Raw genomic sequence first — 21,056 nt, forward strand, 5'->3', positions numbered from 1 at the left:
TGGCGTGATCGTCGACGATCGACGGATCCACCCGTCCGCCCGTGTAGTGAACCTTCACCCCCTTTGTCGAGTTCAGTGGGGAGTAAGGGCCTTTCGGGGGACGTGCACCCCAGGCAGCGCGGGACACGAGATCGATGGACACGAAGTCCTCCGGGGGAAACCGAACGGTGCGACAACCGAGCCTAGTGGGATCACGTGGCCGGTTATGCTCTTTTACGGTTATTTGCCCACGCAATCAATTACGGATACCTCCTCACCAGCCATAAAGCCCTCAACCCCCCGCCACTCCAACCATGACTCCAACCCGTGATCACCTCCCCCCCCTCCCCCCAATTCTCCATGGCGTGATCTTGCGAATACTCGCACTCAGCGCCGGGAGCTGGCATTTCATATTCGTGATCTTGCAGTTCCTCGCAAACCAACCCCCTGAGCAGCGAGAATGCAGTTCGTGATCTTGCACCACCCGACCAAGTGCAAGATCAGCTAACACATAAGCGCACGTCAGAGGGTCCCTCTGCGAGTTTCTGCAAGATCACGAAGGTGATTTGCGCAGGTCAGAAGGCATCCGTGCGAAAATTCGCAAGATCACGGGCGGGGGCGGGGGGTGGATGATGGGGTGGGGGGTCTGTCCGTAAACGCATCGACATCGGGCCGTACAACCGAGATCATGGGTGGCATGTCCGTCCTTAAGGAGGTTCCCTTCTCCCCCGACCCCCGGCCCCGGCAGTCCTCCACCCCGAAGCAGCCCGCTCCGAAACGGTCCGGGCTGGAGGACCAGATCCCCATGCGGGTGTGGATCGACGACACCGACAGTCCGGCCGATGTGATCGACGCGTTGGCGCTGTCGCCGTTCGCGGCCGGCACGCAGCCCTGGTCGCGCACCACCCACCTCGATCGGGTCCGTCCCGACGCGCCGATGACGGCGGCGGGCGGCCTGCTCCTGCGCGTGGCCCAGCACACCGACGGCCACGAGGCGCGCCTCGTCGCGGGCGACGGATGGACGTTGCGGGTGGTCCGCCACGCCAACCGGTCCGCCACCCTCACCGCGACGGCGGTCAGCGAGGAACTGGCCGCTTCGGTCCTCGCCGAGGCGGTACGGGACGCCACGGAGGCGGCTCCCGACGCCGACCACGTCAGCATGGGCTTCTGGTGGGCGTCCGCACACGGTGCGCGCCGGTCGGTGAAGCCGATCACCACGTCGGCCTGGCAGGACATCAGGCGCAACTACGCGCGGGCCGCCGCGCCCCGGCTGGACACGCTGATGAAGACCACACCCGGCGACATCACCGGCAGGTTGCTGCTGCTGCACGGCCCGCCGGGCACCGGCAAGACGACGCTGCTGCGGACGCTCGCCAGGGAGTGGGCCGGCTGGTGCCAGGTCGACTGCGTGCTCGACCCCGAGCGTCTGTTCGGCGAGCCCGGCTATCTGATGGACGTGGCGGTCGGCTGGGACGGCCCCGACGACGAGGACGAGGAGGCGCGCTGGCGGCTGCTGGTGCTGGAGGACTGCGACGAGCTCATCCGCGCCGAGGCCAAGCAGTCGACCGGGCAGGGCCTGTCCAGGCTGCTCAACCTCACCGACGGCCTGCTCGGCCAGGGCCGGGACGTGCTCGTCGCCATCACCACCAACGAGGACCTCAGCCGGCTGCATCCGGCGGTCGTACGGCCCGGCCGGTGCCTGGCCCAGATCGAGATCGGCCGGTTGGACGCCGCGCAGGCCGCCGCGTGGCTGCGCGAATCCTCGCCGGACTCCACGACCGGCGCACCGGCCGGCGTTCCCGGGGGCGTTCTCGGGGGCGTTCTCGGGGGCGGGGCGACGCTGGCCGAGCTGTTCGCCCTGCGCGACGGCCGCCCGGTCACCGAGCCGGACCCGCCCACGTCGATGGGGCAGTACCTCTGATCCGCCAGGCGCCGCCGGATACGTGAACCATCCGATGCGCGGCGTCAGGCCGGAAACGACAACCGGCCAGATGGTCACCTCCATGCCGGGCACTATCCGCAGTGAGACGGCGGCGGGGAGTCATGGCGCGGCCCGGCCTCGTTTACGATGGTTCTGGACTATGGGGCCGCGGACCCACGCCGGGCGACCTGGAACGGGTCGCTCCGGAGGATCCGTGCCCCGCCGTCGACCACGCGGCGCGTGATATGTACGACCACAGCTATCAGGGCACCGGCGACCGGCCGTTCGGCGTCGCCTGTGCGGGACGTTACGGACTGGCGGGTTTCGTCACGCGGCCGCGCTCGCTGGACGAGGGCGTGCGGCGGGTGTACCCGCGTGCCTCATTCGAGGAGGTCTGGCTTCGCGGCACGGGCAGCGGGGGGCTCGTGCACATCGTCCGTCCCCCGGTTTTCCCGCTCCCGGACTCCGAAGGAAACTGGTGACGATCAAGGCCGTGGACGTCGCCCGCATGGACGACCATCCACTATGGGTGGAAATTTCCGGAAATGAGGTCTGGTGGGATGAGCCGCGACCTCACGAGGGCGGACGCCGCTGCGTCGTGCGGCGCACGGTGGAGGGCACGATCGAAGACGTGCTCCCCGGCGGATGGAACGCCCGCAACCGGGTCATGGAGTACGGCGGGCGGTCGTGGCGGGCCCACCGGGGACGCCTGATCTTCACCGAGTGGTCCGACGGGCGGCTGTACGTCTGCTCCCCCGGCGGCGACCCTGTCCCGCTGACCCCACCCGATGCCGCGCGCTACGCCGACCTGGTCGTACATGAGGACGTCGTACGCGGGGACGAGGTGTGGTGTGTACGCGAGACCGGCGAGCACCACGCCATCGAGCGGACCATCAAAAGGGACATCGTGACCGTACCGCTGGACGGTTCCCCGCTCCGCTCGATCATCAAGTCACACCATTTCCTGATGAACCCGCGCATTTCGCCGGACGGGCGGCAGATCGCGTACATCGGGTGGAACCACCCGGACATGCCGTGGGACGCCACCGAGTTGTGCGTCGCCCCGATCGACGGCGGCCCGCACCGGGTGATCGCCGCCGGCGCCGCGACCGTCCAGGCCGAGTGGCGCGACCCGGGCAGCCTGTACGCGGTCACCGATCCCACCGGCTGGTGGAACATCCACCTGATCGGCCTCGACGGCACGACGCGGAACCTGACGCCGCTGGCGCTGGAGTTCGGCGACGCCCCATGGAAGATCGGCGGTTCCTTCTTCGCCGTCGCCGACGGACGGATCGTCGCCACGTACGGCACAGCCGACGAGCGCCGCCTGGGCGTGCTGGACCGAACCGGCACGTCGATCAGGGACATCGCGGGTGATCACACGTTCTGGGCGCCCACGCTGGCCGCCGACGGCACGAGCGTCGTGGGTGTGGCCGCCTCGCCGCGCCGGCCGTACGAGGTGGTGCGGGTCGGCATCGAGGACGGCGTGCGGGGGGTGCTGTCGGCCCCCAGAACGCTGCCCCCGGCGGGGCTGCTTCCGGTCCCCGAGCCGGTTACGGTCGACGGTGTGCACGCCCACCTCTATCCCCCGCTCACCGAGGCGGCCGAGGAGCCCGGGAAGCCTGGCAAACCTGGGCGGCCCGCGCCGTACGTGCTGTTCGTGCACGGCGGGCCGACCGGCTCGGTCGCGCCGGTCCTCGACCTGGAGGTCGCCTACTTCACCAGCCGGGGCATCGGCGTCGCCAAGGTCAACTACGGCGGTTCCACCGGGTACGGCAGGGCCTACCGGGAGCGGCTGCGGCACAACTGGGGCGTCGTCGACGTACGCGACTGCGAGGCCGTGGCCCGCCGGCTGCTGAGCACCGGGCGGGCGGAGAAGGTGGCGATCAGAGGGGGCAGCGCCGGCGGCTGGACCTCGCTGGCCGCGCTGACCCACAGCGACGTGTTCTGCGGCGCGGTGTCCAACTACGGCATCTCCGATCCCGAGAGCTGGTCGGCGGAGACCCACGACTTCGAGTCGCGCTATCTGGACGGGCTGATCGGGCCGCTGCCCGAGACCCGGCAGCGCTATCTCGACAGGTCGCCGATCCGGCACGCCGCCGCGGCGTCGGGGCCCGCGCTGCTCATGCACGGCCTGGAGGACGCGGTGGTCGACCCCTCGCAGTCGGAGCGATTCGCCGCCGCGCTGGCCGAGCACGGCGGCCGGTGGGCCTGTCTGACGTTCCCCGGCGAGCAGCACGGATGGCGGCGTGAGGAGACAATCGTCGCCACGCTCGAGACCGAGCTCGCGTTCTACGGCCTGATCTTCGGCTTCCCGACGCCGGAGGTGCCGCCACTGATTCTGGAGGGAAGCCGATGAGCGAGGTGGCCGAGATCTGCTCGCAGCTGCTGCGGATCGACACGACCAACGACGGCGGCGGGGACGGCCCGGGGGAACGGCGGGCCGCGGAGTACGTGGCCGGGCTGCTCGACGCGGCCGGTCTCGAGCCGGTCGTGTTCGAGTCGGCGCCGCGCCGGACCAGCGTGGTCGCCCGCGTGGCCGGGGACGGCTCCTCCTCGGCCAGGGGCGCGCTGCTCGTCCACGGTCACCTCGACGTGGTGCCGGCCGAGCCCTCCGAATGGCGTACCCACCCGTTCTCCGGCGAGGTCGAGGACGGCCTCGTGCACGGGCGGGGCGCGGTGGACATGAAGGGCACGCTGGCGATGACGTTGGCGCTCGCCCTCGACTGGGCGCGGCGCGGCGTCCGCCCGAAGCGCGACCTGGTGCTGGCGTTCCTCGCCGACGAGGAGGCGACCGGGGAGTACGGCGCGGGCCACGCAGTGGAACGCCATCGGGACCTGTTCGACGGCTGCACCGAGGCCATCAGCGAGTCGGGCGGCTTCACCTGGCACGACGGCGACGTCCGGCTCTATCCGCTGGCCGTCGGGGAGCGCGGCACGGCCTGGATGCGCCTGACCGCCCGCGGGGTCGCCGGGCACGGGTCCAAGCCCGCCGTGGACAACCCCGTCGCCGAGCTGGCCCGGGCGCTGGCCCGGCTCGCCGACCACCGCTGGCCGGTACGGCTGACGCCGGAGGTGGCGCAGCTGATCGACGGGCTGTCGCGAGCGCTCGGCACCATGATCGACCTCGACCGGCTGGACGAGGAGATCGAGCGGCTGCCCCGCGCGGCCGCCCTGTTCCGCGGCGTGCTGCGCAACTCGGCCAACCCGACGATGCTGGACGCCGGATACAAGGTCAACGTGATCCCCGGTACGGCCCGGGCCCACGTGGACGGCAGGTTCCTGCCCGGCCAGCGGGAGGAGTTCCTGGAGACGATCGACCGGCTGCTCGGACCGAAGGTCACCCGGGAGTTCGTGAGCTTCGACGACGCGGTCTCCTCCCCCGCCGATGGCCTCTACGACGAGCTGGCCGCCGCCCTGCTCGCCGAGGACCCCGGCGCGCGGCCGGTGCCGTACGTCATGACGGGCGGCACCGACGCGAAGTGGTTCGCCCGGCTCGGCATCCGGGGGTACGGCTTCGCCCCGCTGATGCTGCCCCCGGATCTGGACTACTTCGGGATGTTCCACGGAGTCGACGAGCGCGTCCCGATCAAGGGCCTCGAGTTCGGCGTCCGCGTCCTCGACCACCTCCTGGCCGCACCCGCGGCCGACACCGATGCCCACCCAACCCCCTCTCCGTGATCTTGCATTTTCTCGCACACGCACCTGGAGCACATCTTCGCCAAACTCGGCTGCGGCAGTCGTACCCGCCTTACCATGAAGGTCATCGCCGAGGGACTGTGCCGTCTGGTCCTCCCCCTAAATCGGACCCGAACGAGATCCCTACAAGCGGAGACGGCCCGAGGTCCGACATTATTGGCGCATGTCGGTTCACGAGCGACGGCGGCTTCCAGCGGACCTGGAGCTGCTCTTAGGCGACGGCGGGGACAGGCGGGGGCTGTCCGTCGAACTCCCGCCCGGGACCCTCGTGTGGCCTGACCCCGACTACGACCGGTGGCGCACCCATCACCGTCCCTCGTTCTGGCTCAGCGACGACCCCGTGCCGGCCGGTCTGTGGAGCCGGTTGCGGCGCGAGCATCACACGTCGGGACTGTGGCCGGTGCTGCTGGAGGACGGGATCCAGTCGTGGTCGTCCGGGCAGATCGCACCGGACGCGCCGGCCGAGATCGACCACTTCACCGCCCAGGGGTTCATGGCCGAGACGTGGGCGGATCTGGCCAGGGGCTATGAGGTGGAGCTGACCCCGTTCGAGACCGAGTGCCCCGGCCTGGCCGAGCCGGGGACACCGGTGGCCGATCCGGACGCGGTGGCCGACTGGTACGCCGACGTCATCGCCGAGCGGATGACTCCGCTCGGGCTCGCGGCCGCGGCGCGCAGCGCCGACGCGCTGGTCGCGATCGGCTGGCAGGGCGCGCTGCACCACAACGAATGGACCGTGCCGCTGGCGGCCGTCGTGCGCAGTTGGGAGGACAGGTTCGGGGTACGGCTGGTCGCGCTGGGCTTCAACACGATGGAGCTGAGCGTGGCCGCGCCGCCCGCCACGGCGGCGCACGCGCTGCGCGTGGCCGCCGAGCACTGGACGTTCTGCCCCGACAGCGTCTTCCAGGGGCCCGGGACGCTGGAAGACTACGCCGAGCAGATCCTCGGGCAGAACTTCTGGTCGTTCTGGTGGGACTGAAGATCTAAAGGGGGAGCACGCAGGAGGGGGTGCCGACGTGGAGGGTCTCGCCGGTCGGCTGCGGGATGCCGTCCTTGAGCGTGAGCACGGCCACATTGTCCGACCGCTGGTTCGCCACATAGAGGCGGTCGCCGTCGACGGCGAAATGTCTGGGCCAGCTCCCCCCCGCGTCCGTCTCGGCCACCAGGGTGAGACGCGGCCCGTCGACCTCGAAGGCCGTCACCGTGTCGGGTCCCCGGTTGCCGACGTAGATGTGGCGGCCATCAGGGGAGACCGCGATGTGCGACGGGTAGTTGTGCTTCCCGCCGCCGCTCGCCGGCACCCGGCCGGCCTCGCGCCAGCCCGCGTCGTAGACGGTGACGCAGCCGTCCAGTTCCCCGGTCACGTACCAGTGGTCCTGGTGATGGACGAGGTGGCGGGGGCCGCTGCCGGCGGTGAGCCGTACCGGGCCGTCCGGGTGCGGCCGCATGCCGGGCAGGAATCGGCGCACCAGGTCGGCGCCGAGATCGGTGACGTGAAGCACGCCGTCGGGGCCGAAGACGGCCTGGTGCGCGTGGGACCCCTCCTGCCGCTCGGGGTCGGGGCCGCTGCCCTCGTGGCGGAACAGCAGCGGCTCGGGCTCGGGCAGGCCGTCCGGCGCCAGCCGGAACGCGCCGACCGTGCCGTCGCCGTAGTTGGCGACGACCAGCCACGCCGCCTCCGGGTCGATCGCGAGATGGCAGGGGTATGACCCTCCGCTCGGCAGTTCGATCACCGGGCGTGGACCGTCCGGCTCACTCTCGAAGACCGCCACGCCGCCCGCGTCACGCTCCAGCACGGCGTAGAGCAGCGGCAGCCGGGGATGGGCGATGACGAACGACGGGCCGGACGCCGCGGTGCGCGCGAGCTCCGCGAGCCGCCCGTCGGCGTCCATGCCCGCGACGGTGAGCCCGGGACCGGACCCGTCCGTGTCGGGGGTATATCCGCCGATCACCAGATTCCCCGAGCGGGCCGGCCGGGGCATGGGTCGGGACATGGTCTCTCCTTGGGTCGGGGCCGCCGATCGGCATGCTACCCATCCCCCGCGGAGACATCACGGTTCGCGCAGGCGCGCGAGGTCGCTCTCCATCTTCGCCATCACCAGCTGGTACCCCTCCCAGCCGTACAGGCGGACCAGTTCGCACTTCATCCGGAGCGTCTCCTCACGCACCGCCTCCGGGCCGTTGCGGTGTACGGCGTCGAACGCGAGCCGTGCCTGCCGTTCTCGCTCACTATGGCCAGGAGATCCTTCGCGCCGGATGTCAGGAGTAGGCATGGGGTCGTGCCCTCCGCGTCTGGGGTGAAACCGTGTCTGGACTGGAACCGTGTCTGCATTTGACGCATGACCCCGGTGGAAGGTTGACCCGCTCGTGGAAATCCGATCAGCCCGATTTCCGAACCGGACCAGGCGGACGGCGGTCGCCCCGCACAGGCCTGGCGGCGCAGGCCGGCGTACCGCCGGGCAGGCGGTGACGGTTGCCGGCGACGAGCCGGTAGAGACCGTGTGCCGCCCAGCGCAGCGGCGCCACACGGAGGGCCCGGCCCAGCGGGCTCCACGGCGGGCCTGCGTCGATCAGCAGTTCCGCCACCGCCTGGGCGCCGCCGTACGTCCGGTCTCCCTCGATCCAGAGCAGTTCGTACCGCGCCCGCTCGCTGGTGGTGCCGAGTCGCGCCAGGTCCGCGAACTGCCAGGCGACGATCCGCGCCCGGGTCCGCATCCGGCGCTCCACGAACCTCACGCAGGTGGTGCAGAACCCGCAGTCGCCGTCGAACACAAGCGTCGCCATATTCTCCAACCTAACGCAGCCCCCAGACCTCTCCCATCCCTCCTCTCCTGCCCGGGTTCGGATCCAACTCGTACCAGCCGCCGATGATCCTGCCCGTTGCCACAGCGCCTCGTCTCTGCGGGAACATCGAAGTCTTTGCGCGTGAAATTACCGGGCTCGGCCCCACGGCCGCAGCCCCTGGGGAGAGCAGGGCATCGCCGTACGACAGGCGGCGCTCATCGCCGCGCTCGCGACTCCAGGTAGGCGACGACCGCGGTCACCCGCCGGTGTATCGAGCCGTCGTCACGCAGACCCAGTTTCGTGAAGACGGAACGCATGTGGGCTTCGACGGTGCGTTCCGACAATCCGAACCTCTTCGCTATCGCGGCGTTGGAATGGCCTTCGGCCACAACGCCGAGGATCTCCTGCTCGCGCTCGGTGAGGCCTGCGAGCACGGAGGCCGATCGTGAGCGCACCAGAGCCTGCACGATCTCCGGATCCAACGCGCTGCCGCCCGCGGCGACTCGCGAGATCGCGTCCGCGAACTCATCGAGACGCAGGACCCGGTCCTTCAGCAGGTATCCGAAGCCCGGCGTGCCGATCAGGTCGAGACAGTGACGGAGTTCGATGTGCTGTGAGAGCAGCAGCACCGGAATCTCGGGGCGGCGTGCCCTGATCGCCGCCGCGGCTCTCGCACCGTCGGACTCCATGTCCGGCGGCATGCGGATATCAGCGATCACCAGGTCGGGGTTGAGGGTCGTCGCCGCGGCAAGGAGGGCATCGCCGTCGGCCACGGCGGCGACGACGTCATACCCGGCCTCGGTGAGGAGTCTCACGAGGCCCTCGCGGAAGAGGGCGGAGTCCTCGGCGACGACGACGCGCATCACAGAACCGCCTCGATATCCGTACCGCGGCCGAGCGGGCTCGTCACCGTCAGTGTGCCGCCCGCCGATGTCACCCGGTCACGCAGCGCGGTCAGCGATCCTTCGTCCGGTGCTCCGCCGACCCCGTCGTCCCGCACCTGAACGGCGAGGCGCTCGCCGCGAGCCCTGACCGTCACGTCGATCCTTGACGCCCGCGCGTGCTTGAGCACGTTCGACACGGCTTCCGTCACGACAAGGTACGCGGTCAGGGCCCGGATGTCGTCGAGGGCCGGCAGGTCGTCGACGGCCAGGTGGACAGGGAGCGGCGTGGCCTCGCGCACGTGCTCGAGGGCCGGAGCGAGACCGTCATCGAGCCGGCTCGGGCGCACCCCGTGGGCCAGCCGGCGCAGCTCCCGGACGGTCTCCTCGAGCTCGGTCACGGCCGCCTCGACCTCGGCGGCCTGCTCGCCGACCAGGCCTCGCTGCAGCGAGCGCAGACGCATGCCGGTCGCGAGGATGCGCTGCTGCGCCCCGTCGTGCAGATCGCGTTCCAGTCGCCTGCGCTCCGCGGCCGACGCGTGAACCAGCCGCTCGTTCGACCGGTGCAGGCTGAGCCGCAGGCGACTCACCTCGATTGGCACCCAGGCGGCATGGGCGAGCGCCGCGGCACGGCGGCGTGTCCGGGCGGAGACGTGAGTGAGCACGACGCGGGCGAGGGGGTCGCTTCCGCCGGCAAGCGTGACACCCTCTTGATCGTCGGCGTATTCGCCATCGAGGTCGACCCAACGGTCGCCGTCCGCCAGCAGCAGGGAGAGACCGGGGTCTCCCTGCGCGTCCCGCAACACGGCTTCGACCTCCTCGGGTTGCCGCCGTCCGGCACGCACCTGGGCCGCGAACTCCTCCACCGCCTTCACCGCCACGAAGCGGTCGCGATCGATGACCCTCGCCAGGCGGTCTCGTACGAATCGATGGATCGGCAACAGGACGAGGGCCGTGAGGAAGGCGGCAGCCGTCGATCCTATGGCGGTGTAGCGATGCAGGATCTGACCGGCGCCGAACACAACGGCGGCGAACACGGCCGCTGACGCGACCAGCGTGAGCACCCAGGCCGCGCCGTCGCCGAGAATCCTGTCGATGTCGAAGAGGTCGTGACGCACGATGGCGATGCCGATCGCCAGCGGCACCAGCACGACGATCCCGAAGATGAACGGCGAGTACGCGGCCCACAGCGGTGCCCCGCCCACTTCGGCCGCCCAGCCCCCGACCAGCAGAACCGCGACCACGCTGCCCGCGAGCAACAACCAGCGGAGCTGAAGGCGCTGAAGCTCGGAGCTTCTCCGGTACCGGACGAACACCGAGGCGACCGCGAGGATCAGACCGAGGCCCACCAGAGGGAGACCGGCCAGTACCAGGACCAGGGGCGCTCCGGCCGGCTCGTCGCCTGTTCCCAAGCCGAGGAACACCAGCACGGCACCTGTGGCGAAGGCGACGGGCGCGGCCGTCCACAGCCGGCCGCGCCGCCGCCCATCGGGAAAGACGAGCAGCAGCGCCAACAGCCCGAGGAGATTCACCGGCCAGATCCCCTCGCCGAACCGGTCCGTGAAGGCCGTCCCCGTTTCCCCGAACGCTCCCGCAGCCGTCGCGTCGAAGGAATCGACCAATCCGACCGACCCGCTGCACCAGGCCAGCGCCGGGCCGACCGGCGAGTCGGGGAGCCGGACGACGATCACCCAGCCGATGACGACCGCGAACACGCCCGCAGCCGACAGAGCCGCCAGGGACGGCGTCTCCGACATGAGATTCACGGCCGCGCTGACGGCGACGAGGAGCGTCGCCGACGCGGTGAGGAGCCGCGCGGTAGGTGGGTGCACCCTCATATGGTGGCAAGGATTCGACCACGTGTCCTCGGTGGTGGCACCTACGGGAGATCCGCATCCGGGCTTCGTGGTCGCGCCGATGTGGGTGGGCGCGGACATCGCGAAGGTGGATCCATCCGATCCGACGCGACCACGGAGGTCATCATGAACGTCATCTACACCGTGCTCTTCGCCTTCACCATCGGCTTCTTCATCCGCGGCAGGAGCACCGCGGTGGCCCTCTACCTGGCGGGTGAGGCCCTGGTCTTCGTCTACCAGTCCGTGAACCTCCTCATTGAATGGGTCGACGGCAGTGATGCGGCATTCGGGGGCCCCTTCCCCAAGTACGACCCGGCGGGTTTGGCCGGCTACGGCGTCGTCAACCTCGTGATCACGATCGTCGGGATCGGGCTCGCGATCCTGGGGGCGAGGATCGGCGCGAAGCGGGCGGCCAGGCGGGACGTCGTCAGCGTCGGCTGACGAGCGTGGGTGAACGAATCGTCACCGCATCGTGAGTTATCCACAACCGAATCCACAGCTGTGTGTTACTGATTGATTACCAACAGTGATGTACGTACGTCGTCCGCTCGGTGGACACTTCGCGCGCGGGCACGTCGCGGCGGGCACGGCAACGTGCCAAGCCTGGCCACCGTCCCTCTCCGGCCAGGAGAATCCAAGGAATGGGATCTGAAAATTTCAGAGAAACTTCGAAAACATGTCAGATGCCATCGATAGTAGAAGCCATCCCGTTCCGGCGTGTCGCGTAGTGAGCGGTAGTGGGTTCGGTGTCCGCAGAGCCGGGCAGCAATCAGCCGGATCATGGCACTCTGGTGGAATTCCCCGGCGTGAGGCTGCGGTCGTAGTCACGACACAACCGGCGGCACCGGTCAGCCGGCCGGGACGTCCGCTCGACAACCCATCGGCCGGGGTGGACGTGGACTTGACCGATGAGCTGGACGGAGCGGACGGCATGGGCGGTGCGAACGGCACAGACGAACCAGCCGACGGCAGGGACGGCAGGGACGGCAGGGACAGTGTGGCTGAAGAAGGTGTGGCTGAAGAAGGCCGCTCCCCCGAGGCCGCCAGGCGCGTCCCGCGTCGTGCCGTCGTCATCACCGCCGTCGCCGCCATCGCCGCCGTCGCCGCGGCCGCCCTGCTCCTCGTCGTGCTCGTCCCCTCGTGGCTGCGACAATCGACCTCCGGCAATGAGGCCGGCCCCTCCAAGAACCCGGCAGGCCCCTCCCCCGTCTCCTCCTTCGGCCGGCAGATCGGCCAACCTCTCACCGGCCACCACGGCTCTGTCCACGCCGTGGCGCTCGGCCGGCTGGGCGACCGGCCCATCGCGGTCACCGGAGGCAAGGACCGCACCGCCCGCGTATGGGACCTGACCACCCACGAACAACTCGGCCGGCCCCTCACCGGGCACAAGGGCCAGGTCGTCACCGTGGCGCTCGGCCAGTTGGGCGACCGGCCCATCGCGGTCACCGGAGGCGACGACCGCACCGCCCGCGTATGGGACCTGACCACCCACGAACAACTCGGCCGGCCCCTCACCGGGCACACCAAGGGCATCACGGAGTTGGCCGTCGGCCGGTTGGGCGACCGGGCCGTCGCCGTCACCGCGAGCTGGGACGGCACCGTCCGGATATGGGACCTGGCCACCCGCGAACAACTCGGCCGACCCCTCGAACACGAGAGCGGCATCCTCTCGGTGGCGGTCGACCGGCTCGGCGACCGGCCCATCGCCGTCACGGGCCAGGACAACGGGCTCGTCCTCGTATGGGACCTGACCACCCGCAAGCAGCTAGGCCAACCCCTCACCGCGTACGCCGAAACGGCCGGCGCGGTGGCGATCGGCCGTCTCGACGACCGGCCCGTCGCCCTCACCGGAGGCCTCTCCTGCATCGCCCACGTGTTGGACCTGACCACCCGCGAAGAACTCGGCCAGCCCCTCAGTCACGAATACGAAGGCATGGGCGCGGTGGCGATCGGTGAGCTCGACGGACGCCCGATCGCCATCACCGAATGCGGCGACGTCCGCGTATGGGATCTGACCACCCATCAGCAACTCGGCGAGCCCCTCACCGACCCCTCCGGAAAGACCGTCGACGCCCTCGCGGTGGCGATCGGCCGTCTCGACGATCAACCTATCGCCGTCACCGCGGACTCAGCGGACGTCCGGATATGGAGCCTCAGCGACCCGCCCGCGCCGTCCCCGGGCAACAGCGTTCATCACAGTGAGTAATTTTCTCACCGGTCCGGCGATCCTGGGGGGCTGTTCGGCCTCAGCCGCGCATGCTCTCATCGCTCAGTTCGTTCAGCGGGGTCAGCGCGGCCAAGGCCGCGTCGTGATCCATCCCGGTGGCCTGGAGCAGATCGACGGCGATGGAGCGCAGCTGCGCGAGGGCGACGTTCGCGGAGAACCCCAGGTTCTTGGGCCGCTCCCGGGCGGCGACGGCGAGCAACGCCTGCCTGGCCAGCGTCGGTTCGCGCCCAGCCCCCAGTTCGAGCTGCAGCAGCAGCGCCGCCTCCGAGATCTCACGCAGCGAATCGGCCAGCGCGGCCGGCGGCGGGCTGGACTCCCCCAGCGCCGCGAGCGTGCCGCGGACCAGCACCCGTGCGTTGCGTAGCGCCAGGTCCACCGGTACGGCCGCGGTCTCGTACCTGGCCAGTCTGGCCCGCTGATGCCAACGCAGCGGCGAGATCCTGATGATCTCCTTGCTGTTCTCCAGCGCCGTCGCGAACTCCTCGGCCGCGGTCTGTGTCCTGCGTCCGCATTCCAGGGCCTCGGCGGCCAGGTCCATATCGCCCTTCTCGATCGCCTCCGCCGTCTGCTCCAGCACGGTGGACAGGGCGTCGAGCACGCCGGACAGGTGCTTGCCCGCGATGGTGAGCGGGCTGGCGGGCAGCAGCGCGACCGCCACTATGCCGATGACACCGCCAGTGAGCGCGTCGGCCATCCGGTCCAGCCCCCCGACGTCCTGGTGTGGCACCAGCATGGCGACCAGCACCGCGGACGACCCGACCTGCGACACGAACAGCTCACCGGTGTTCAGCAGCCCCGCGATCGTCATCGCCAGCGCGATCACGAGCGCCATCCGCCAGGGGCCCGAGCCGATCCAGGACACCAGCAGGGTTCCGATGCCCAAGCCCAGGCTGACGCCGACCACCAGCTCGACCACCCTGCGCAGCCGCTGCCCGAGCCCCACACCCACGCAGATCATCACCGAGATGGGCGCGAAGAGGGGGCGGGCGTGGCCGAGCAGCTGAACAGCGACGATCCAGGCCAGCGCGGACCCCACGGCACACTGCGCGACAGAGGGCACAAGCGGGCCGAACGTATCCAACCGTCTCTTTACTCGATCACTCAACCATCCTCTCACTCCTCCACGATGGCGGATCAAGATGACAGTGCGGTCACATTTGCCCCGGATTAGTCTGATTCAAACGATTCGGCGAGGGTCACGACCTCCTGTCCACCGGCAGACGAAACGCCCGGCGCGCGGCCTGATGCTCCGCCGCACGCCCAACCCGGCGTTCAGCCAAAAATGGGTACGGATCTCACCGGATTCGGTGCCAGGCTGATCGTGTGAACCGTACGCACACCGTGGTCCTGGTCGAGGGGATCAGCGACAGGTCGGCGGTAGAGGCGTTGGCCGAGCGCCGGGGCCGAAACCTCGCGGCCGAAGGCATCTCCGTTGTGGCGATGGGCGGCGCCACGAACATCGGGACGTATGCCGGCGAGTTCGGCCCTCCCGGTCGCGATCTCCGGCTGGCCGGTCTGTATGACGCGGGCGAAGAAGGCGCCTTCCGGAGGGGGCTCGAGCGCGCCGGCCTTGGATCCGCTCTCGACAGAAGCGATCTGGAGGCGCTCGGATTCTTCGTGTGCGTGGCCGACCTGGAAGACGAGCTGATCCGCGCCCTCGGCACCGCCACGGTTGAACGCGTCGTCGATGCCGAGGGCGAGCTCAGCTCGTTTCGCACGCTCCAGAAGCAGCCCCCATGGCGCGGACGCGGCACGCACGACCAGCTACGCCGGTTCTTGGGATCGGGCAGCGGCCGCAAGATCCGCTACTCGGTCCCACTCGTCGCGGCACTGGATCTCGATCGCGTGCCGCGACCGCTGGACGGACTACTTGCCCACTTGTGAGATGCTTACACACGAGAACGAGTCATCCAAGAGGGAGAGCGATTGACGAACGAAGACGGTCAGTTGACGGTTTGGGTGTGCGCGGTGTGCTCGGCCATGCTCGACGTCCACGCGGACTTCAACACGGGTGAGGTGTCCTGGCTGCATCCGGTGCGGGTCGAGCCGTTCGACCATGAGCCGGAGCCAGCCGTCTCGGCTGACGGCGCCGGCGTCGAACTGACGTGCCACTTCTGCACGATGCCGAACCCGATGTGGTCCTGGCAGCCCCGGGAGTTCGTAACGACCGCGTGTGAGCACGAGAACCCGCACGGCTGCTCCGGGCCGTGGGCCGCGTGCCCACCATGCTCTGAGTGGGTTCAGGTGCGGGACCTGGACGGCCTGGTCCAGTCGGTGATGCACAACAGCACGGCGTTCAACGGGTTGCACCCCAGGAAGCGCAAGGACGCCGAGGAGCTGTTGCGCGCGGTGTATGCGGCGTTCTTCGCCACCGACCCTGCCGGGCCGTCGCTGATCGGCTGACGCAGCGGCGTCGAAGGCGGACAACCGGCCGTACAGCCATGCCGGGCCAGTGCCGGGCCAGTGCCGGCTGGGAGTCCGCGGTCGCATCCCGACACGAAGATCGCGGGTTGAACGACAGGCAAACGACAAGCCGAGGGATGGCCCGGGTCACCCGCGCGGGCGCCGCCCCGTCCACGCTCGGCGGAGCGGCGCGCGGCGAGGTGGGACGTCAGGGCAGCGTACGCAAATAGGTCGGGGGCTTGCGCACGTGGCCGGCCTGCTCGAACGCGTAGCCCAAGGCGATCAGGGTCGGCTCGGACAGCCGGCCGCCGAAGAAGGTGACGCCGAGCGGCAGCACGTCCCCGGCGTATCCGCCGGGGACCGTGATCGCTGGGTAGCCGGACATGGCCGAGGGCGATGAGGAGGCGACGAAGTCGGTGAAGTCGTCGCCCTTGGTCAGGCTGGTCCGCCAGGCCGCGTTGTTGGTCGGCGCGAGCACCGCGTCGAGCCGGTTCTCGGCCATCACCGAGTCGATCGCCTTACGGGAGAGCGAGGTCGCCTTCTCCCTGAGTTCGCGGTACGCGGGGTCCTTCAGGTCGCCGGTGGTCGCCTGCGCCTGTTCGAACAGTTCCTGCCCGAAGTGGCGGAGCTCGGCCGAGGCGTTCCGCTTGTTGAACTTGATCAGAGCGCCCAGGCTGCCCGGGTGCCGTCCGGGAGTCTTGGCCAGGTAGGCGTTCACATCGTGCTTGAACTCGGTCATCAGGGCCGGATACTCGGCCTCGCCGGCCTCGTCCATCCCCGCCAGTTCGAGGTCGTCGATCACGGTCGCGCCCCGCGCCCGGAGCGTGGCGACGGCGGCGTCCAGGGTGGCGAGCACCTCCTGGTTGTCACCCGCCGCCGAACGCCAGACGCCGATGCGCTTGCCGGCCAGCGCTTTCGGGTCCAGCGCCTTGAGGTAGTCACGGTTGCCGCCCCGCACGGTGTCCGGGTCGCGCGGGTCCACTCCCTGGATGACCGAGAGCACGGCGGCCGCGTCGGTGACGTTCCTGGTGATCGGGCCCGCGGTGTCCTGGGCCAGAGAGATCGGCACCACTCCGGAGCGGCTGACCAGACCGAGCGTGGGCTTGATGCCGACGACGCCGTTGATGCCCGCCGGGCAGACGATCGAGCCGTCGGTCTCGGTGCCGATGGTGACCGCTGCCAGGCTCGCGGCGACGGCGACCGCCGAGCCGCTGCTCGATCCGCAGGGATTGCGGTCCAGGACGTAGGGGTTGTTGGTCTGGCCACGGACCGCGCTCCAGCCGCTGGAGGAAGCGCTGGAGCGGAAGTTGGCCCATTCCGACAGGTTGGCCTTGCCGAGGATCACCGCACCGGCCCGGCGCAGCCGCTGGACCAGGAAGGCGTCACGGGCCGGGCGAGAGCCGAGCAGGGCCAGCGAGCCCGCGGTCGTACGGAGTCCTCCGGCGGTGTCGATGTTGTCCTTGAGCAGGACCGGGATGCCTTCCAACGGGCCGCGCGCGCCGCGGCGGCGGCGCTGGTCGCTCTGGCGCGCCTCTCGAAGAGCCGCGGGGTTGGTCGCGATGACCGCGTGCAGCAGCGGGTCCACCGAGCGGATGCGGTCGAGGTAGAACCGGGTGAGCGTCACCGAGTCGAAGCGCCCCCGGTCCATGGCGCGCTGCATGTCCAGGACGGTCGCGCGGTCGAGGTCCAGTCCGCGCAGGATGGTGCCGGAGGATGGTGCGGCCGCCTCGTGGGCGTGTGCCGGAGCCGCCACGGACAGCCCCGCGGCGAGTGATAACGCCGCCAGCCATCGCGCGGGATGCGTGAGAGTCATGAATGATCAGCGTAGCGATCAGACGCCGAACTGAAAACATTCTTAACTGAGGGTGTGAACGGCGGGCGCGGTCCGTAGCGAAGAGGGCGGGGACACCTCAGGGGCTCCCGTACGAGGCCCAGCCGGAAGTCCAGGCCGATCCGGGCCTCGGCGCCGGGGTGGAGGGCAGGGTTGTCCGCACCTGCCAGCCGCCGTCCCGGGGCTCGACCACGACGGCCAACTGCTCCAGGCCCGGCCGCCCGGCCTCCTCCCACGCCTCCAGGTACCTGACAACGCAACCAAGTGATACAACACCCCGTAGCTATTCAGTTACTATTTGGTGGTGACTAGCACACCAGCTACCGCCTGTGCGCTCGGCGTAAGCAATCACGAACTCAAGATCCCATCAGGCGAGACCGACGACCGCCTTGCTCGAAGCGAGGCAGCCCTCGGCACGGAGCGGGCAGTACAGGCCAATTTCAAGATCACGGTGAACCGGATGGCTGCCCCGCGTCCCATCCTTTGCCGCGCACGGGGGGCGCTTTATAGCAAGGACGCATCGCCGGTGTCAGACTGAGAGCGTGTCAGAGGAGAATCCCGTAGTGGAGAACTTCGCCGTAGCCGTCGACTGGAGCGAAGCTACAGGCGCGCCGATCACGCATGTCAACCAGTTCGTCGCGCAGCCAGGTCCGCCAACGCTTGAAGCCGGCCCTGACGGCATCTACCTCCTGCTCGGGAGCATCCCTCCGCCATTCATCCCCAGGGACATCGAGGGTCAACGGCGTGCGATCGAGACTCTCAAGGCGACGGGTCTCAAGGTCAACGTCCATGGTCGCTTTCACATGAGCAGAGCGCGGCTAGAGGAGTTGATTCAAGTCCTGCAGACGACTGCGGACACCTATGACGCCATGGTCGAGCAGATCACACAGCACCGGTCCGAAGCCATGGAGGGCTGACAGTCGTGACCACTCCCGCCACATCACTCTTCGCTCCAGCCGGAACTCAGGGTGCGTTTAGCTATGCAAACCCGAACGCTCGCCCGGTAACCCGAGCGCATCGGCGCATAACCGGTGCCAGACGTCGATCTCCAGAGATCATCGAAGGACCCTGGCCAACGGTCGCCAGTAACGCGCCGCTGGCAGTTGACATGTCCTATCAGGATGACGGGACAGATGAGCACGTGAGGGCGTACGTGTCGCGGCTATGGGCTGAGGACTGGGACAATCCAGAGGACGCCCTGTACGACGACCTATGATTCCCGGAGAAGTCAGGCTGGTCTGGTTCCCCTTCAGTCACACAGAAGCCCAGCCGTACAAGAAACGCCCTGTCCTGATCCTCGCAGCCAGTGGACTCGGATCCAATCGAGCGATCCTCGCCGCCATGGTGTCGTCCAGCGTCAAACGTGCCGCGAGGATGGGACCATACGACGTGCCCATTGCCGACTGGCAGAGTATCGGATTAGTAGCACCATCATTTGTTCGGGCGAATCGCATCTGGACGGCCGAAGACCGTGACTTTGACAATCGGCTATTCGGCACGGTGAAAGACGACGTCTTGGACAAGGTCCGTCAACACGTCCTGGGCCTCCTCACCTCGTAAAACATGGATCCCCTTCGCTCGAAGAAGACGAATGGCGGAACAGCGCGAAGGCCCACGGTCGAGGCGTACAAGAACGAGCACGGAGACGCTGCGAGCGCCCGGCAGCAGGGCCACCAAGCTTCCTCCAGACACCTCCTGGTACAAAGAGGGAGCCATCACCCCGAATGTCGATCTAACCAACTGGTACAACGCTCATGAACGAGTCGTGTACGGGGGTCGCAGACTGGGAGAATGGGTCGCGGACGCCGAACACGCTATGGGGGTACAACGATGAACGGTCGATCCACGACGCTGCTTTCCACATATGTTCTACTTGTCGCCATCGGATCGACAGCATGCGGAGATTCTCGCACCGGAGACCAAAACGGCTACATGGAGGCTTATACGGAAGCGTACGCCTCTGCCGCAGTAAAGGCAGCTCAGTGTTTAGTAGACCATGACGCCATCCCGGAAGGCGAATTAAGAAAGGCAACATGGCTGAAGGGGAAGAAAATCATCCCCAATATAGACTTCACCAATTGGTTCAATCAGCACGACAGGGTAAAATACAAAGGCCACATCTTATCAGATTTGATAGAGCAAGCTAGAGATGCTGGAGAGACATGGAAGTGCCCTCTTTGACGATTTCTGTTGCTCCTTGATTGACTTCCCGCCCAGACCATCCACTGGCCACCCCGGTCCGGGATACTGCCGCAGTGGATCAGTACGCCGGAGTAGCCGGAGAGAGGGAAGCACCGAGCCAAGGTGACGTGCGGGGGCGCCGCGTCCGGTTGTCGTGGCTCCTGGTCGGCACCCTGCTCACCTGCGGAGTGATCACGTTCACCGCATGGAGGATCCTCTCCTTTGCAGGGGGGAATCCGAATCGACAGGCGATGTCCGTCTTCCTGTGCGCAGCCGAGGATGTCCATCAGGCATGTGAGGGCAGGGGTGCCCCCACTGCCGCAGAGAAGCACATGATCGAACAGCGTATCCGTGCGATGCCCGAGGTCACCGACGTGCGGTTCAGAAACCAGCAGGACAGCCTCCGGGACAGCGGACTCATCGGTGCGGTCGAGGGGCTACTGGGGCCCTCAGCGGTCGCGGAGTCCTTCCGTGTGGTTCTGGCCGACTATCGCGACCTCCCCGAGGCCAAGCGGAAGATCCGAGCCTTACCGGGAGTCGCCCAGATCACACCGGATCAACGCTCCGAGGACGCGCGGCGGCATCGGGCGGAGGGAGAGAAGAAACGCGACGAAGTCACGATCTTCCTCTGTGAGAGGGCCAGCGCTTTCCCGAACTGCGATGGCAGGAAGGCGACAAAGGCGCACAAGGATGCCATCGACACTGCGCTCCGGACCATGCCCGAGGCGATCTCCGTGGAGTTCGTTGGTCGAGACAAGGTTTGGGCGCAATGGCTTGAGAATACTGATGGCGATACCCTCGGCATGACTTCTGAGGATGTGCCCGAGTGCTTCATCGTCCGCGTGCCGGATCTGACCCAGATCGAGGCGTTCGTCGCCAAGGTGGAAGCGATGAAGGGTGTCGCGCACGTCGTCAGCAAGCAGGATGTGCTCGACGATTGGGACACCCGACAGGGCGGCTGAGTCGCGAGCGAAGAGGTGGGCTGTGACCTGATTGCCGGCACCACTTCCCGCTGAGTGACCGCCAGTAGATGCGGTTCATCAGCCAATCTCGTTCAGGGGTAGGCATTTAGAGGTTCGTGATCACGCTGGCGTGAACACCGCCCGGGTGTTGGGGTGATCTTTGGGTGCCGAAGACCCCGATCGCCGCCCGTCGTATGACGAGCTGGCCCGCCTGCCGCCACGGGGGAAGTACGGCAGGCGGGCGGCTCAACTTGCCGGGCAGGGGTGGTCGGCGTCCCGATTCGGCGAGCAGCAGACGACGGCGCAGGAGACGAAGCGCCCGGAGCGCAGCC

General features: G+C 68.6%; 20 protein-coding genes. 13 read left to right on the forward strand and 7 right to left on the reverse strand.

Going from position 1 to position 21,056, the window contains the following annotated elements; genetic code table 11:
* The first annotated feature begins 676 nt into the window (after positions 1-676).
* From ACFHYQ_RS25455 to ACFHYQ_RS25475, 5 genes are all read left to right on the forward strand, one after another.
* Positions 677-1,900, forward strand: coding sequence for a DUF5925 domain-containing protein (locus tag ACFHYQ_RS25455; RefSeq protein ID WP_394303657.1), 1,224 nt, complete (start codon positions 677-679; stop codon positions 1,898-1,900).
* A gap of 122 nt (positions 1,901-2,022) precedes the next feature.
* On the forward strand, positions 2,023-2,382 hold the full coding sequence (locus tag ACFHYQ_RS25460) for a cysteine peptidase family C39 domain-containing protein (RefSeq protein ID WP_394303658.1): 360 nt from the start codon (positions 2,023-2,025) through the stop codon (positions 2,380-2,382).
* Positions 2,379-4,259 (forward strand): dipeptidyl-peptidase 5, encoded by a 1,881-nt coding sequence (locus ACFHYQ_RS25465; RefSeq protein ID WP_394303659.1) that lies wholly within the window; start codon positions 2,379-2,381, stop codon positions 4,257-4,259. The genes ACFHYQ_RS25460 and ACFHYQ_RS25465 overlap by 4 nt, the downstream gene beginning before the upstream one ends.
* On the forward strand, positions 4,256-5,581 hold the full coding sequence (locus tag ACFHYQ_RS25470; RefSeq protein WP_394303660.1) for a M20/M25/M40 family metallo-hydrolase: 1,326 nt from the start codon (positions 4,256-4,258) through the stop codon (positions 5,579-5,581). The genes ACFHYQ_RS25465 and ACFHYQ_RS25470 overlap by 4 nt, the downstream gene beginning before the upstream one ends.
* A gap of 181 nt (positions 5,582-5,762) precedes the next feature.
* Complete coding sequence (locus ACFHYQ_RS25475) at positions 5,763-6,578, forward strand: DUF4253 domain-containing protein (RefSeq protein ID WP_394303661.1); 816 nt, start codon at positions 5,763-5,765, stop codon at positions 6,576-6,578.
* 4 nt (positions 6,579-6,582) lie between these two features.
* On the opposite strand, the gene ACFHYQ_RS25480 is transcribed toward ACFHYQ_RS25475, so the two are convergent.
* The 5 genes from ACFHYQ_RS25480 to ACFHYQ_RS25500 all read right to left on the reverse strand — a co-directional run bounded on the left by ACFHYQ_RS25480 (position 6,583) and on the right by ACFHYQ_RS25500 (position 11,096).
* Positions 6,583-7,593 (reverse strand): lactonase family protein, encoded by a 1,011-nt coding sequence (locus tag ACFHYQ_RS25480; protein ID WP_394303662.1) that lies wholly within the window; start codon positions 7,591-7,593, stop codon positions 6,583-6,585.
* 57 nt (positions 7,594-7,650) lie between these two features.
* Positions 7,651-7,872, reverse strand: a complete 222-nt coding sequence (locus ACFHYQ_RS25485; RefSeq protein ID WP_204018315.1) for a hypothetical protein — start codon at positions 7,870-7,872, stop codon at positions 7,651-7,653.
* A 106-nt stretch (positions 7,873-7,978) separates the two neighbouring features.
* Positions 7,979-8,383, reverse strand: coding sequence for a thiol-disulfide oxidoreductase DCC family protein (locus ACFHYQ_RS25490; protein WP_394303663.1), 405 nt, complete (start codon positions 8,381-8,383; stop codon positions 7,979-7,981).
* A gap of 215 nt (positions 8,384-8,598) precedes the next feature.
* A complete protein-coding gene (locus ACFHYQ_RS25495) occupies positions 8,599-9,246 on the reverse strand; it encodes a response regulator (protein ID WP_394303664.1) in 648 nt (215 codons plus the stop codon).
* Positions 9,246-11,096, reverse strand: a complete 1,851-nt coding sequence (locus ACFHYQ_RS25500; RefSeq protein WP_394303665.1) for a sensor histidine kinase — start codon at positions 11,094-11,096, stop codon at positions 9,246-9,248. The genes ACFHYQ_RS25495 and ACFHYQ_RS25500 overlap by 1 nt, the downstream gene beginning before the upstream one ends.
* Positions 11,097-11,246: 150 nt before the next feature.
* Between ACFHYQ_RS25500 and ACFHYQ_RS25505 the strand changes: the two genes are divergently transcribed.
* Both ACFHYQ_RS25505 and ACFHYQ_RS25510 read left to right on the forward strand, forming a co-directional pair.
* Complete coding sequence (locus ACFHYQ_RS25505) at positions 11,247-11,561, forward strand: hypothetical protein (protein WP_394303666.1); 315 nt, start codon at positions 11,247-11,249, stop codon at positions 11,559-11,561.
* Positions 11,562-12,021: 460 nt separating this feature from the next.
* Positions 12,022-13,326 carry a WD40 repeat domain-containing protein gene (locus ACFHYQ_RS25510; protein WP_394303667.1) on the forward strand — a complete coding sequence of 435 codons (1,305 nt, stop codon included), beginning with the start codon at positions 12,022-12,024 and terminating at the stop codon, positions 13,324-13,326.
* Between the two features lie 40 nt (positions 13,327-13,366).
* Here ACFHYQ_RS25510 and ACFHYQ_RS25515 read toward each other — a convergent pair whose 3' ends face one another.
* Positions 13,367-14,407, reverse strand: a complete 1,041-nt coding sequence (locus ACFHYQ_RS25515) for an FUSC family protein (RefSeq protein ID WP_394303668.1) — start codon at positions 14,405-14,407, stop codon at positions 13,367-13,369.
* Between the two features lie 263 nt (positions 14,408-14,670).
* Between ACFHYQ_RS25515 and ACFHYQ_RS25520 the strand changes: the two genes are divergently transcribed.
* Entirely contained in the window at positions 14,671-15,231 is a 561-nt protein-coding gene (locus ACFHYQ_RS25520) for a TOPRIM nucleotidyl transferase/hydrolase domain-containing protein (protein ID WP_394303669.1), read from the forward strand.
* A gap of 42 nt (positions 15,232-15,273) precedes the next feature.
* Positions 15,274-15,750 (forward strand): hypothetical protein, encoded by a 477-nt coding sequence (locus ACFHYQ_RS25525; RefSeq protein WP_394303670.1) that lies wholly within the window; start codon positions 15,274-15,276, stop codon positions 15,748-15,750.
* 208 nt (positions 15,751-15,958) lie between these two features.
* Here ACFHYQ_RS25525 and ACFHYQ_RS25530 read toward each other — a convergent pair whose 3' ends face one another.
* Positions 15,959-17,563 (reverse strand): amidase, encoded by a 1,605-nt coding sequence (locus tag ACFHYQ_RS25530; protein WP_394303671.1) that lies wholly within the window; start codon positions 17,561-17,563, stop codon positions 15,959-15,961.
* 581 nt (positions 17,564-18,144) lie between these two features.
* Between ACFHYQ_RS25530 and ACFHYQ_RS25535 the strand changes: the two genes are divergently transcribed.
* The 4 genes from ACFHYQ_RS25535 (at position 18,145) to ACFHYQ_RS25550 (ending at position 20,724) form a co-directional block, all read left to right on the forward strand.
* Positions 18,145-18,498 carry a hypothetical protein gene (locus ACFHYQ_RS25535; protein WP_204018327.1) on the forward strand — a complete coding sequence of 118 codons (354 nt, stop codon included), beginning with the start codon at positions 18,145-18,147 and terminating at the stop codon, positions 18,496-18,498.
* 295 nt (positions 18,499-18,793) lie between these two features.
* A complete protein-coding gene (locus tag ACFHYQ_RS25540) occupies positions 18,794-19,141 on the forward strand; it encodes a type II toxin-antitoxin system PemK/MazF family toxin (RefSeq protein ID WP_204018328.1) in 348 nt (115 codons plus the stop codon).
* Between the two features lie 372 nt (positions 19,142-19,513).
* Positions 19,514-19,762 (forward strand): hypothetical protein, encoded by a 249-nt coding sequence (locus tag ACFHYQ_RS25545; protein ID WP_394303672.1) that lies wholly within the window; start codon positions 19,514-19,516, stop codon positions 19,760-19,762.
* A 74-nt stretch (positions 19,763-19,836) separates the two neighbouring features.
* Positions 19,837-20,724, forward strand: a complete 888-nt coding sequence (locus ACFHYQ_RS25550; RefSeq protein ID WP_394303673.1) for a permease-like cell division protein FtsX — start codon at positions 19,837-19,839, stop codon at positions 20,722-20,724.
* Positions 20,725-21,056 lie beyond the last annotated feature (332 nt).

Source organism: Sphaerimonospora cavernae (genome assembly GCF_042435035.1).
In the GTDB taxonomy this organism is placed as follows: Bacteria; Actinomycetota; Actinomycetes; order Streptosporangiales; family Streptosporangiaceae; genus Sphaerimonospora; species Sphaerimonospora cavernae.

Excerpts from the sequence above, each read along its gene's own strand:
- ACFHYQ_RS25530 (WP_394303671.1), bottom strand. The coding sequence starts at position 17,563 with ATGACTCTCACGCATCCCGCGCGATGGCTGGCGGCGTTATCACTCGCC.
- ACFHYQ_RS25495 (WP_394303664.1), bottom strand. The coding sequence starts at position 9,246 with ATGCGCGTCGTCGTCGCCGAGGACTCCGCCCTCTTCCGCGAGGGCCTC.
- ACFHYQ_RS25470 (WP_394303660.1), top strand. The coding sequence starts at position 4,256 with ATGAGCGAGGTGGCCGAGATCTGCTCGCAGCTGCTGCGGATCGACACG.
- ACFHYQ_RS25505 (WP_394303666.1), top strand. The coding sequence starts at position 11,247 with ATGAACGTCATCTACACCGTGCTCTTCGCCTTCACCATCGGCTTCTTC.
- ACFHYQ_RS25545 (WP_394303672.1), top strand. The coding sequence starts at position 19,514 with ATGGAGGCTTATACGGAAGCGTACGCCTCTGCCGCAGTAAAGGCAGCT.
- ACFHYQ_RS25485 (WP_204018315.1), bottom strand. The coding sequence starts at position 7,872 with ATGCCTACTCCTGACATCCGGCGCGAAGGATCTCCTGGCCATAGTGAG.
- ACFHYQ_RS25480 (WP_394303662.1), bottom strand. The coding sequence starts at position 7,593 with ATGTCCCGACCCATGCCCCGGCCGGCCCGCTCGGGGAATCTGGTGATC.
- ACFHYQ_RS25475 (WP_394303661.1), top strand. The coding sequence starts at position 5,763 with ATGTCGGTTCACGAGCGACGGCGGCTTCCAGCGGACCTGGAGCTGCTC.
- ACFHYQ_RS25455 (WP_394303657.1), top strand. The coding sequence starts at position 677 with ATGTCCGTCCTTAAGGAGGTTCCCTTCTCCCCCGACCCCCGGCCCCGG.
- ACFHYQ_RS25490 (WP_394303663.1), bottom strand. The coding sequence starts at position 8,383 with ATGGCGACGCTTGTGTTCGACGGCGACTGCGGGTTCTGCACCACCTGC.
- ACFHYQ_RS25540 (WP_204018328.1), top strand. The coding sequence starts at position 18,794 with ATGATTCCCGGAGAAGTCAGGCTGGTCTGGTTCCCCTTCAGTCACACA.
- ACFHYQ_RS25460 (WP_394303658.1), top strand. The coding sequence starts at position 2,023 with ATGGCGCGGCCCGGCCTCGTTTACGATGGTTCTGGACTATGGGGCCGC.